At 35.5% G+C, this 12,799-nt stretch carries 9 protein-coding genes; 1 reads left to right on the top strand and 8 read right to left on the bottom strand.

Annotation, left to right across the window (positions count from 1 at the left end):
* Positions 1 to 10: 10 nt before the first annotated feature.
* The 8 genes from KKG99_08320 to KKG99_08285 all read right to left on the bottom strand — a co-directional run bounded on the left by KKG99_08320 (position 11) and on the right by KKG99_08285 (position 11,157).
* Positions 11 to 1,333: an ABC transporter permease gene (locus KKG99_08320; protein MBU1012998.1), complete on the bottom strand. Its 1,323-nt coding sequence runs from the start codon at positions 1,331 to 1,333 to the stop codon at positions 11 to 13.
* 104 nt (positions 1,334 to 1,437) lie between these two features.
* Positions 1,438 to 2,910: an HlyD family efflux transporter periplasmic adaptor subunit gene (locus KKG99_08315; GenBank protein ID MBU1012997.1), complete on the bottom strand. Its 1,473-nt coding sequence runs from the start codon at positions 2,908 to 2,910 to the stop codon at positions 1,438 to 1,440.
* Positions 2,911 to 3,068: 158 nt separating this feature from the next.
* Positions 3,069 to 4,445 carry a peptidylprolyl isomerase gene (locus KKG99_08310; GenBank protein ID MBU1012996.1) on the bottom strand — a complete coding sequence of 459 codons (1,377 nt, stop codon included), beginning with the start codon at positions 4,443 to 4,445 and terminating at the stop codon, positions 3,069 to 3,071.
* A gap of 29 nt (positions 4,446 to 4,474) precedes the next feature.
* Positions 4,475 to 5,326, bottom strand: a complete 852-nt coding sequence (locus tag KKG99_08305) for a hypothetical protein (GenBank protein MBU1012995.1) — start codon at positions 5,324 to 5,326, stop codon at positions 4,475 to 4,477.
* Complete coding sequence (locus KKG99_08300; protein ID MBU1012994.1) at positions 5,327 to 7,030, bottom strand: peptidylprolyl isomerase; 1,704 nt, start codon at positions 7,028 to 7,030, stop codon at positions 5,327 to 5,329.
* Between the two features lie 21 nt (positions 7,031 to 7,051).
* Positions 7,052 to 8,521, bottom strand: coding sequence for an IMP dehydrogenase (gene guaB, locus KKG99_08295; GenBank protein MBU1012993.1), 1,470 nt, complete (start codon positions 8,519 to 8,521; stop codon positions 7,052 to 7,054).
* A gap of 98 nt (positions 8,522 to 8,619) precedes the next feature.
* Positions 8,620 to 9,915: an insulinase family protein gene (locus KKG99_08290; protein ID MBU1012992.1), complete on the bottom strand. Its 1,296-nt coding sequence runs from the start codon at positions 9,913 to 9,915 to the stop codon at positions 8,620 to 8,622.
* Entirely contained in the window at positions 9,916 to 11,157 is a 1,242-nt protein-coding gene (locus tag KKG99_08285) for an insulinase family protein (GenBank protein ID MBU1012991.1), read from the bottom strand.
* Between the two features lie 208 nt (positions 11,158 to 11,365).
* Here KKG99_08285 and KKG99_08280 point away from each other — a divergent pair, with 208 nt between their 5' ends.
* On the top strand, positions 11,366 to 12,646 hold the full coding sequence (locus KKG99_08280; GenBank protein MBU1012990.1) for a serine hydroxymethyltransferase: 1,281 nt from the start codon (positions 11,366 to 11,368) through the stop codon (positions 12,644 to 12,646).
* Positions 12,647 to 12,799 lie beyond the last annotated feature (153 nt).

The following is a 12,799-nucleotide window of genomic DNA, read 5'->3' as shown; positions in this document are numbered from 1 at the left end:
ACGTTCAGACTTAATCATGGCGAAGTGAAGTAACAGGATCTTGATCGGAAGCTTTTTTTGCCGGCATATATCCAAAAAGAATCCCTACTGTAGCAGAAACCCCGAAGGAAACTAATACTGAATCCCAAGAAATTATAGTTAGAATATCGGTTGCTTGCATAATGCCTTTTGAGAGTAAAACCCCTAATAATATTCCTATCAAGCCACCGGAAACACTTATAATTGTTGCTTCGGACAAAAATTGAAGAATGATATCTTTTTTACGGGCTCCTGTAGCCATTCTTACCCCAATTTCACGAATCCGTTCCATTACAGATGCGAGCATGATATTCATAATTCCAATTCCACCAACAATTAAAGAAATACTTGCGATTGCCCCAAGAACGATGTTGAAAATATCTTTTGTTCTTTGTTCCTGTTTAAGTAATAATTCAGGAACTTTAAGTTCAAAATCCTGAACCCCTTGGTGGCGTCGAAGAAGTAATTTATTGATGATACTTGTGGTTATGTCCAACTGGTCCGATTCATCAACCTGAACAATTAATTTATCCAACTGATTGGTGTTAGCTGTGCTATTTCCGCCTGAAGAACTAGCAGATACTACAATTTCATTGCGGCCGCCTCCGCCTCCCATAACCATCACTGATGCATTCACCTGGCTTTTTAAGGCAATACTTCTGTCCTGATATCTTAACAGTAAGGTTTGAAGTGGGGCGTATATGTTTTCGTTATAATCGGATATGCCGAGATCCTTGGATGTATTCTGGCTAAATTTCTGTGTTTCTAAGATGCCAACTACAGTTAACCATATTTGGCCACATTTAATTGTTTTTCCAATAGGGTTTTCCTGGGGGAAAAAACGTGCTTTGATTGATGGGCCTATGATGCATACAGAGCTTCCTTCTCGATAGTGTTCGGTACTAAAAAAACTTCCCTCCTGCATTTTTAAATTATAGACTGAGAAGAAATCTGCTGTTATTCCGTTTAATGAAGCAGAACTTCTTTTGGCGTTTTTTACAATTTCTGTTTCGTAAGTTACTTCCGGGCTTACACGTTTTACTGTAGGGATAATCTCTTTAATGCTTTCTGCATCTTTCAGTGTAAGTCCGGGAGAAAATTGGTTTTTTGCGGATTTACCTGCCTCACCTTCCGTGTCTCCAGTAGCCGAATAATCAATAATGGGAGTGATTACAATATTATTTACACCAACCATTTTTATTTGATCGAGAATTTCCTGACGGGCCCCATTTCCAATACTCATCATGGTGATTACAGCCGCAACACCAAATATAATTCCCAGCGCAGTCAATATCGACCTGAATTTGTTAGCCATCACAGCCTCAAAGGCTATAATTAATATTTGAATATAACGTTCCAAAATTTTTATTTTAAAAATTAGTTGTGTTACCTATAACCCTAATTTGGATTTCTACTTTTTTAATTTCCACCTGGCCGTTGTCCACCTTGTCTTTGCCCCCCTTGACGTAAATTCATTTTAGTTGGATCCATCCCATTTTCCTTCATACGGTCGAACATTTTACGGAGCTCTTCATCGCTTCTGTTTTTGAACTGTTCAGGCAAATTTTTCTTGAAAACCTCGAACTCATTATCGGATGATTGTGGCACTTGTTTTTTTAATGCTTCATCCTCTCGTATTATTTTATTTACAATGGAGGTATCTAATTTAACAAATTTATATGTATCAGCATTTTCAGGTGGCAACAAGTATACTTCGTCTCTTTCATCCAATCCTGCCCTTATAATAACTTCGTTATCATTTGATTCTCCGATTACCACTTGCTTTTTGGTGTTTCTCGTGTATACAAAAGTCATACTATCCTGATTTTGTACTGCTTCGATCGGGATAAAATAGACACTGTCGATGGTGTTGGTTATGATTTTATTTTTAGTCGTCATTGCTGGACGAAGAATTGTATCGTATTCATTAACATCTATTACAACCTCAAATACTTTTGCATTTGTATTTTTTAATTGTTCTCCAATATTTGCAACTTCAATAACTGAACCTGAATAACTTTTATCAGGGAAGGCGTCAACTCCAATGATGACTTTTTGTTTTTCTTTTATTTTACTGATATCAATTTCGTTAACATAAGTTTTTGTGATCATTTTAGATAAGTTTGGAAGTGTAGCAACAACCGGATCCCACGCGTTAATTGAGCCACCAACCCCAAGTTTAGTTCCGTCCCAGTTTCTTTTATAAATTACCATTCCTGATTTTGGAGCAGTAACTGTAAATTGTTTTAAAACGTCTAACATTTCATGATAATCACGTGTTTCCTTTTTTCTTTCCGATTCAACACTTACCATATTAGCTTTAGCCCTTTCCAGTATGAGCGAATAATTTTGAACGGCTTGGTCATAGGAACGTTGTGCTTTGTCCAAATTGATATTGAGTTGCCTGATGGTTGAAGGGGGCTCGTAAATCGATAAGTCGAGTTCTATCTTGATTTCTTCCATGTTGAACTTGAGGTTAATGAGCTCATTTCGGGCATTCCTTAATTCTAACGATGTGTCAAGCTGTGTTTTGATATAGGTAGATGCAAGTTGTTCAAGTTCGGTTTCCCTGTCTTTGATCCTGCCTTCTAACTCCGTACGGTCCAAAGTTGCAACCCAGTCACCCGAATCTACCACTGTACCATCCGGAACTATACTTTCAATTTTAATGTTAAACATTCTTACATTTCTAATATTTTGAGGCCCCATGATTTTTTCACTGTTTTTAGCTTCGAGTTCACCTGTGGTTGATACACTAATCTCAAATGTTCCAAATGAAACAGGTACCTTGACCGTATCTATTACAGAAGTATCTGAACCGGCGGCAGACCAAATAATCACAATGATGATCACAGCTGCAATTGAAAGAAAAATAATATTGTTTTTTTTCATTTTATAAAAATTTCAGCAAAAGAAATAAATCTTAATTTAAGTTATTGATTGTTTATTTATCGGTATTATGACACGAAATTAGGAATATTCTTTCTTAAGAATTGTTAATATGGATTTAATATAGATAAAGACATTCTTAAATTCTATGAATAGGTTGTTTATAGCCATTTATGTTCGAATTCACATCCTTGGTATTCTTTATCAAGACGAATATAAGTGGTAGATATTCTATCTTTGATCCATTCTGAAATCACACCTTCGTTCTTATCCTGTAAAGCCCATCTTTGAATTATATCATAATCATCAGTAAGAGAGGCAACATGAGCATCGGTACGCGATTTTAACCGGATTATTTTATAAGCAGCCTTTCCGTCATCCGTTTTATGGGATATGGGCGCTGAAATATCCCCAATTGCCATTTTCTCAACTACAAATGCAACCGCCGGTTCAAGCTCACTAATATCAAATGTACTTGAAAGCGTATTTGGGTTAACTACTGCACCCAAATTAATCCTATTGGGATCATCGGAGAAGCGGAGAACAGCATTCTCAAAGGTAATAGAATCAGATTTGATCAGGGTAGCTATACTGTCGATAAAACTTGCGGCACTTACAAGATCTTCTGGAGATGGCTTGACCATAAGCAGTATATGTCGAACATTAACAAATTCTCCTCTTCGGTTGATAGATTGAACAATATGATATCCGGCTTCAGTTTCAATTATATTTGAAATATCACCCTGTTTGAGTGAAAATGCAGTAGCTTCAAATTCGGGATACCAGGCTCCTCGCTTGGTTAAACCTAATTCTCCTCCTTTTTTTGCTGAACCCGGATCTTCAGAATAAAGAATGGCCAAAGTTTCAAATTTCTCACCTTTCAAAATTCGTTCGCGTAAACCATTTAAACGGTCATACACACTCTTTTTATACTCTTTACTTATAGGAGGAATTCTAACAATCTGATCAATTTCAACAATTGGATTTATAGTTGGTATTGAATCTTTTGGTATTTTTCTAAAAAATGCTCTGACATCCGAGGGTGTTATTGTTATCCCTTTGGTAATTTCATTACTTACTTTTTGAGAAATCAATTGTTCTTTAACAATCTCCCTGAGTTCTTCTTTTATTTTTTCAAGAGGTTTATGATAATATTCAGCCATTTTATCTTCCGATCCAAACTGATTTACATAATAGCGTAATCTCATATCAAGCGATTGATTAATCTCGTTTTCAGCTACGTCAATACTGTCTACATCGCCTGCAAAGAGCAAAAGTTTTTCATAAAGTAGATTTTCAATTATTGAACATTTAATAGTTGATTCAGAACCCGTAATTCCGTTCTGCATTCTATATTGTAAATACTGGGTTTCAATATTTGATTTTAAAACGATATGTTTTCCCACAACTGCTACAATCTCATCAACTACAATTTCTTCTTGTGAATATGATTTTACGGTAACCAATATAAGAATGGTTAATACTATATTGATCAAGCTTATTTTCATGATTTTTTTCACGTTTATTTTTTTTGTCATTATCCTGTTTCTTTTCGGTGTAAATGTAATTAATATATTTCTACAATATCACTATTTAACGCATCTTCAAACAATTGATTATGCATCTTGTTTATTAATTCTATTTTGCGTTTGTTAAGTATAATATTTTTAATATTTTCTCTTTCGAATGTCAAAGGTGAAATTTGATCTTTAATACTGTAGGCTAAAAATTTCACGAAATATTGTTTGCTGTTGTCACTAATCTCTACAAAACGGTTGTTTTGTAGAAATGATTCCTGATTAAAGGTTTGAATTGGGATGATATTTAGTAGGTCGTTGAACGACATCCACTGATTCTGATCTATCAAATATCGATCAGCATATAATTGGCAGTAAGTTTCCAATGAATCAACCAAATTCATGTTATTTGATTGAAGAAAAGTTTTGATTTTCTTTACATGGGGAGAATTGACATCGATGATTACATAATCTGCTTTCACAATACTTTGTCGGAGTTTAAAATTATCCTTGTTCCTTTCGTAATAATCTTCAATTTCATATTCAGCTACATCATTATCAATTTGCTGACTGATTAATAAAGCCTCGTATTGATAAATGATCAGGGAATTCCGATAAGTTTCAATCTGTTTATCGAAATTCATCTGCTCAGGTGTGAGATTTTTTTCAGCTTGAACCAATAACAATTTCTCACGAACCCAGATATTAATAAAATTTTTGGCCAAAGTGAGGCTGTCCTTTGCTGCAATATTTTGTGGAAGGGATCCTTTCAAATCATTTTCATAAAGATAATATTCCCCGACTCTTGCCAGGACGTTTCCCTCAGATGTACTGTTTTTATCGGAGCAAGCCGACGATATAAGCACCAAAGCAACAATTAATTGAAATACTTTCTTATCCATCTATAATATTGGTGATAATGCTTTTTTATTGATTGAAATTGAATATTTGTTTTTTAGTTCTTTGATCCAGTTGTCCTCCAAATACCTTTGGTAATCGGAGATTACAAGTCCTTTAACTTCTTTAAATTCAGAGTCGGAATATTTTAATTGATTTTGGTTGAAAAATTCATTTAGCTCCTTTTCATCACTCATTGATTTTTTCCAGATTTTTTCCTCCATCAGCTCAAAAAGTAAAACCCCGTTGCGGTATTCTTCCATTATTTCACTATATTCAGGTTGAGTATCGGTAAGATGATCATAAAAATACTGTTCACAAACCATATTTACAAAATCATGATAAAGCTTATCGTAAAGCAACATAAGGTTCGGGGACGAATTATTAACCTGATTATTATTAATGTACTCGGCAAAATCGAACTGGGTTTTATATTGTTTGCCAATCTTCAAAAGATTTTGATTAAACCCTTTTGCCCTTGATAAATCCCAATTTCCATTCAGTATACTTGAGTCAATTACTGAAAACAATTCGTCTTTTGCTTTAGAAAACAATTTTATACCAAGCTCATTTTTAAAACGATTAAGTTTTGCTGTTTTGCTTATTTGTGAACGGCTATCTTTTATCAGTTCATTTGTGAGTACATTTTTTTCATCCTCGAAACTTCCATACCTGTTGCGCTCGATTAGTTTTATGATGTGCCAGCCATAAGGGGTTTGTATTGGTTCAGAATATCCTCCAATGTTATCAATTGAAAAAATGGCCAAATAAAAAGATGGAACCATTTGATTTGCGCCTAAAGTCGGCAAAATCCCCTTATTCGTTTTTGTTGTGCGATCTTCAGAATAATCAAAAACAAGCTTTTCGAAATTTTCTCCTTGATTTAGTCTTTTATATATCTCAAATATTTTATCTTTCTGACTGTTCTGATCATTGATTGTAGTATTGTTCGCCAGAAAAAGATGCGCAACTGATACATTCCCTAATGCTTCGTGTCTATCGGTTGTTTTTACCAGGTGATAGCCAAAACGTGTACGGATCGGATCGCTTACGCTACCCAATGATGTTCCATATGCAGCATTTTCGAAGGGATAAACCATATCAAATACCGAGAAGTAACCGAGATCACCTGCATTGCCTTTTTTTATGATTCGACCTTTGTCATCCGTTTGGTCACGAGCTGATAAATCATCAGAATATTGGGCAGCAAGCTGTTCAAATGACTCATTATTGATTGCCCTTTTCTTAAGGTCGATTATTTTTTGGTATGCTTTCAAGGTGTCTGATGGATTTGCATTTTCGGCACAAGCAATTAAAATATGACTTACCCGAACATCAATTAATAATCTTTGGTATGCTTCATTTAGTAAATCGTTATTTATTTTTTGATCAAAAAGATAAGGCTCAGCTAATTTTTTTGCATAACCATCAAGCTCTTCTTTAAGCCTGCTGATGGTGTCCATCTTTAATGATTTGGCTTCAATTACCTTTAATCGGTAATTGATATACAAATCAAGATAATCGTTGATGGTGGTTGTTGGGTAGTCAATGTTATTGTTGTTACTCTTATTATAAGCTTTCAGGAATTCATCAACAGTGATTTCATTGTCATCAATTTTTAGTAATACTTGTTTGTTTCGCTTTTGTGCCTGAACATTCAAAAGAAAAAAAAACGAAAAGAGTATCGCTATAAGCCTGATTGTTTTCATCCTGCATTCAATGGCCGAATATTAACGACTATAATTTGGTGCTTCCCTGGTGATTGTAATATCATGCGGATGGCTTTCAATTACACTGGCAGGTGTGATTTTTATGAATTTTGCTTCCCGAAGTTTCTCAATTGAACTGGACCCTGTATAACCCATTCCGGCTTTTAAACCTCCAACCATTTGATGAATAACTTCCGTTAAAAGGCCTTTATAAGGTACACGACCCACGATCCCTTCAGGAACTAATTTACTGATATCTTCTTCATAATCCTGGAAATAGCGATCTTTTGAACCTTTTTGCATAGCTTCGATTGATCCCATTCCTCTGTATGTTTTAAATTTTCTGCCTTCAAAAATGATTGTTTCGCCAGGTGATTCATCCACTCCTGCAAATAACGAACCTGCCATGATCGTATGTGCACCTGCAGCAATTGCTTTAACAATATCTCCCGTAAAACGAATACCACCATCAGCTATAACCGGAATCCCGGAATCTTTAAGCTCACCGGCAACATTATAAATTGCTGAAAGTTGAGGAACTCCAACTCCGGCAATTATTCGGGTTGTACAAATTGAACCAGGACCAATACCTACTTTAATTCCATCAGCACCAACTGCCCTTAAAGCAGCAGCAGCTTCTGCAGTAGCAATATTTCCTGCAATAACATCAACCGTTGGAAATTTCTTTTTAATAAGCTTCACCATGTTAATCACATTGATAGAGTGACCATGGGCGGTATCAACTACGATGGCATCAACTCCTGCTTTAACAAGTTCAGCAACACGATCGAGCGTGTCATGGGCTGTGCCAACAGCGGCAGCAACCCTAAGCCTGCCGCGTTCATCCTTAAAAGCGTTTGGCTTGGCTTTGATCTTGATAATGTCTTTATAAGTAATTAATCCTACAAGTCGATTGTTGTCGTCAACAACAGGGAGTTTTTCAATCCTATATTTCTGAAGTATGTCGGCTGCTTTTTCAAAATCGGTAAATTCTTTAGTAGTGATCAAATTTTCCTTGGTCATCACATCTGAAATCAGTCTTTGCAGATTTCTCTCAAAGCGGAGATCACGGTTTGTCACAATCCCAATTAATTCATTCTTCGCATTAACAACCGGAATCCCACCAATTTTATACTCTTTCATTAACTGAAGGGCATCAGCGACGATCATATTTGGCATTATTGTTATAGGATCAAGGATCATCCCGTTTTCAGCACGTTTTACCTTTTTCACTTCGATTGCCTGATCTTCGATTGACATGTTTTTATGAATAACCCCAATACCACCTTCCTGAGCAATAGCGATAGCCATTGTTGATTCAGTTACGGTATCCATTGCTGCCGAAACAATAGGGATATTAAGCTTTATATTTCTTGAAAAACTAGTGGTTATATCTGCGTCACGGGGTAAAATATCGGAATAGGCCGGTACTAATAAAACATCATCATATGTTAAGCCTTCGCCTATAAATTTATTTGAATCAAAAGACATAATAAATCGATTTAAAGTTGTGCAAATGTATAAAAAAATGCCGAAAATTGCTTCTTAAATAATGTTAATAACGCCTAAGGAGAGTATAAGATAAACAGTTACACTTTCAATTTACCGACTATTAATTCAGATAAACTGTTTTTTTGAAGGTGTTCGTTTGCCAATTGTTTTAAAGTTTCAGGTGAAATTGTTGAAACCTCATGAATATATCGTTGATAGTATTGCATATCAAAATTGTATAATACAACAGCTTTTAATTTTTCGTGAACAGCAAACGGCCCATCCATGCTGCGGATCAACTGACCGGTTAAGAAGTTTTTGATTAGTTCAAGTTCTTCTGTGCCGATAAGCTTGGTTTGAAGTAGTTTAATTTCCTTATAAATTTCAGTCAGCGTTGCATCGGTGTGTTTGGTTCCGACTTCAGTTTGAATTGCCAGATAGCCATCATATTTGTGAGATACGATAGAAGATCCAATTCCGTATGTAAATCCTTTATCTTCCCTAATATTTGTCATAAGGCGTGAACCAAAATATCCTCCCAAAGCCGTATTTAATACCTGCATCCCTATAAAATCGGGATGAAATTTGTTGAATATTTTTTTCCCTACCCAAATGGCCGACTGCAATGTATCCTTCACTTTTATTTGCTTGAATTTCTCTGTGTTAGCATTAGAGGAGAAATCGGGCATTATTGCATTTGAATTTAACTTGATGTTAAATTGGCTCAAAGTATGATTTAATTTTTCGATAATATTCTTGTCAAGTTTCCCTGATATAAAAAGTTTGCTATCGGCATTCAGATAAGATTTTTGATAGAAAGTTCTGATATCTTCATGTGTTACTTTATTGAAATCGTCAATGCCGGCAATTTGGCCATAAGGATGGTTGTTGCCAAAAATTAAAGGAGGGAAGTATAACTGTGCAAGCGATTTAACTTTTTTAAGATTAATGATGAACTCTTGCTTGCTTTTATTCGCCAATATTTGTAACTCATTATCGGGAAAGAGTGGCTCACAAATAATTTCAGCGAAAACGGGCAAAACCTGATCAAGATATTTTGTCAAACAATATAAGGCAACTGAAGCAAAATCCTTATCAATATTAGTGCTATAATAAGCACCATACCGATCGAAAGTTTCAGCAATTTCATAAGCAGAATAGGATTTGGTGCCTTCTGCAAGCATTTTATTCGTAAAAGAAGAAATGAGTGTTTTGCTTTGGTATGCCAGTCCGGCTTCACAAACCAATTCGATTTTTACCAGATCCTGAGTTCCTAAATTCAGCAAATGAACTTGAAGCCCATTAGCTAGTTTCAAATTCTCTGATTCCATCAAATCAATAGCTCTAATGGGCCTTATATCAGGTTGTGTTTTCCGGTCGATTGTTAAATCCATCTATTCTTGCTTACTTAAATAATAAAGGGTTGAGCAATTCTCTTTGTGAAATATTGTATTTGCCATTTTCCGGATCTGATCCACGCTGATTATTTTATATTTATCAATTTCTAGGTTGATCAAATTTGCATTGCCAAGTATTTCAAAATAGGCGAGGTTCATTGTCTTGTTCAGAATATTTACTTCCGAAAAAATGAGTGATGATTCAGCTTTGATTTTAACTTTATCTAATTCGTCCTCTTCAACCGTTTTGTTACAAATAATTTCCAATTCATGCAATATTGCATTTTCAGCAACTTTAACATCGATTCCATTTGCAATTTTTCCGATAATGACAAATAAGCCCTCATCAAAATCACCTGTTAAAAATGCATTAATCTCAATAAACAATTTTTGATTTTTAACTAAATTTTGATAAAGACGGGATGAATCCCCGTTTGATAAAATATCAGATAATAAATCGCTTGCGTAATAATCAAGGTCAAGCCTCCCGCTCATATGATAAGCTTTGTAAATTACGTTTGTCGGTACATCCCTTTCAACGGTGAGTTTTCTTTCCTCTGTTTGGATTGGCTCTTTGGGCAAATTTCTGACAAAGCTTTCACCTCTCGGAATTGGGGCGAACCATTTTTCAGCAAGATGTTTAATGTTTTCAAGATCAACATCCCCGCCTATAACGAGAACGGCATTATTCGGATTATAATACTTTTTATAAAAGGCCCTAACGTCATCCATCTTTGCATTTTCTATATGCGAAATCTCTTTCCCAATGGTTGGCCATCGATAAGGATGAACCTTATAGGCCAATGGTTTCAGCATTAACCAGGCATCCCCGTAAGGTTGATTTAAGTAATTCTGTCGGAATTCTTCACTCACAACATTGCGCTGAACATCAAGACTCTTTTTGGAGAAAGCCAGATCCAACATACGATCAGATTCAAGCCAAAAGGCGGTTTCAATATTTTGTTTTGGTAGGGTCAGGTAGTAATTTGTGATATCATTATTGGTAAATGCATTATTTTCACCTCCTACATTTTGCAAGGGTTCATCATATTTTGGGATGTTAACTGAACCACCAAACATCAGATGTTCGAAAAGATGCGCAAATCCGGTTTTGTCTGGATTTTCGTCACGCGATCCCACATCATAAATTATATTTATTGCAACAATCGGCGTTGATGGATCCTGATGAACGATTACCCGAAGCCCATTGTGCAAAGAGAATTTGTCAAATTTTATCATCCTGAATTTTTACTTCTTTACTGGCTTAAATAGTAATCAACTAAAGTAAATGAAATTATCTGAAATGAATAAAAATACTGTACTTAATTTTTTTCGAATTATGAATAAGCTCTTTTTGTTATGAGTAGAAATTTAATTTTTTACCTTTGTATGCAATTTTAAAGTACCATTTAATTTATTTGTCACATTACCTAATAATCAGTAGTTTATGAAAAAAGATAAATTGATTTTCGATTTAATAAAAGATGAAGAAGATCGTCAGAGGTTTGGAATAGAATTAATTGCTTCAGAAAACTTTGTCAGTGAGCAGGTTTTAAAAGCTATGGGCTCAGTTTTGACGAATAAATATGCCGAAGGGTATCCGGGTAAAAGATATTATGGTGGTTGTGAAGTTGTTGACCAAACTGAACAAATAGCTATTGACAGGGCATGTGCACTTTATGGAGCCGAATACGCTAACGTTCAACCTCATTCAGGAGCTCAGGCTAATATGGCGGTGTTCTTGGCATGCCTCAAACCTGGAGATACTTTTATGGGGATGGATTTATCACATGGTGGTCACTTATCACACGGTTCTCCGGTGAACTCTTCCGGAATTTTATACAATCCTGTTGCCTATAAAGTGAATGAAAATAATGGATTGGTTGATTACGATAACATGGAAGAAGTTGCACTAATCGAAGAACCAAAATTAATAATTGCGGGCGCTTCAGCTTACTCAAGAGATTGGGACTATAAACGCATGAGAGAGATTGCAGACAAAGTTGGAGCATTATTAATGTGCGACATGGCTCACCCTGCAGGATTAATCGCAAAAGGATTCCTAAACGATCCATTACCTTATTGTCATATTGTAACAACTACAACTCATAAAACCCTTCGTGGTCCAAGAGGTGGAATGATTTTGATGGGAAAAGATTTTGAAAACCCATGGGGGCTTGCTACACCCAAAGGAGAGATTAAAATGATGTCGACCATTTTAAATTCTGCCGTATTCCCCGGGATTCAAGGTGGACCGCTTGAGCATATCATTGCTGCCAAAGCCGTAGCATTTGGTGAAGCCCTTTCTGATGAGTTCTTAGAATACATCAAACAAGTTAAAAAGAATGCTAATGTATTGGCTCAAGCCTTTGTTGATAAAGGATATCACGTGATTTCCGGTGGTACCGATAATCATTTAATGCTCATTGATCTTCGAACAAAATATCCTAATATTACCGGTAAATTGGTTGAAAATACATTGGTTAAAGCCGATATTACCGTAAATAAAAATATGGTTCCTTTTGATACCCGTTCTCCATTTCAAACTTCGGGATTAAGAGTAGGTACACCTGCCATCACCACCCGTGGTTTAAAAGAAGAGCATATGGCTCCGATTGTTGATTTGATTGATGAAGTTTTGAGTGATATCGAAAATGAAAAAGTAATCGAATCAGTAAAAGAAAGAGTAAACAAAATGATGAGTGATTTCCCGATGTTTGCCTGGTGAGTATCCATAACAAGGGGTGTGTCGTCCTAAAAAAAGTTTACAGATTAAACATTTAAAGTTACTGATTTTTTATAATAGTTTTTCCATCTTCTTTTTAGTTTTCCTGATGTTAAATGTGCTTGTTCAGGAGTCAGCATATTACAGCTAAGATGC

The sequence above is a fragment of the Bacteroidota bacterium genome (assembly GCA_018816945.1).
Lineage (GTDB): Bacteria > Bacteroidota > Bacteroidia > Bacteroidales.
The sequence above is the reverse complement of the archived record's forward strand: the minus strand, read 5'-3'. Positions and strand labels throughout refer to the sequence as shown.

What these genes read in the sequence shown, in the direction of transcription:
- KKG99_08305 (MBU1012995.1), bottom strand. Translation starts at nt 5,326, where the DNA reads ATGGATAAGAAAGTATTTCAATTAATTGTTGCTTTGGTGCTTATATCG.
- KKG99_08300 (MBU1012994.1), bottom strand. Translation starts at nt 7,030, where the DNA reads ATGAAAACAATCAGGCTTATAGCGATACTCTTTTCGTTTTTTTTTCTT.
- KKG99_08320 (MBU1012998.1), bottom strand. Translation starts at nt 1,333, where the DNA reads ATGGCTAACAAATTCAGGTCGATATTGACTGCGCTGGGAATTATATTT.
- KKG99_08310 (MBU1012996.1), bottom strand. Translation starts at nt 4,445, where the DNA reads ATGACAAAAAAAATAAACGTGAAAAAAATCATGAAAATAAGCTTGATC.
- KKG99_08285 (MBU1012991.1), bottom strand. Translation starts at nt 11,157, where the DNA reads ATGATAAAATTTGACAAATTCTCTTTGCACAATGGGCTTCGGGTAATC.
- KKG99_08290 (MBU1012992.1), bottom strand. Translation starts at nt 9,915, where the DNA reads ATGGATTTAACAATCGACCGGAAAACACAACCTGATATAAGGCCCATT.
- KKG99_08280 (MBU1012990.1), top strand. Translation starts at nt 11,366, where the DNA reads ATGAAAAAAGATAAATTGATTTTCGATTTAATAAAAGATGAAGAAGAT.
- guaB (MBU1012993.1), bottom strand. Translation starts at nt 8,521, where the DNA reads ATGTCTTTTGATTCAAATAAATTTATAGGCGAAGGCTTAACATATGAT.
- KKG99_08315 (MBU1012997.1), bottom strand. Translation starts at nt 2,910, where the DNA reads ATGAAAAAAAACAATATTATTTTTCTTTCAATTGCAGCTGTGATCATC.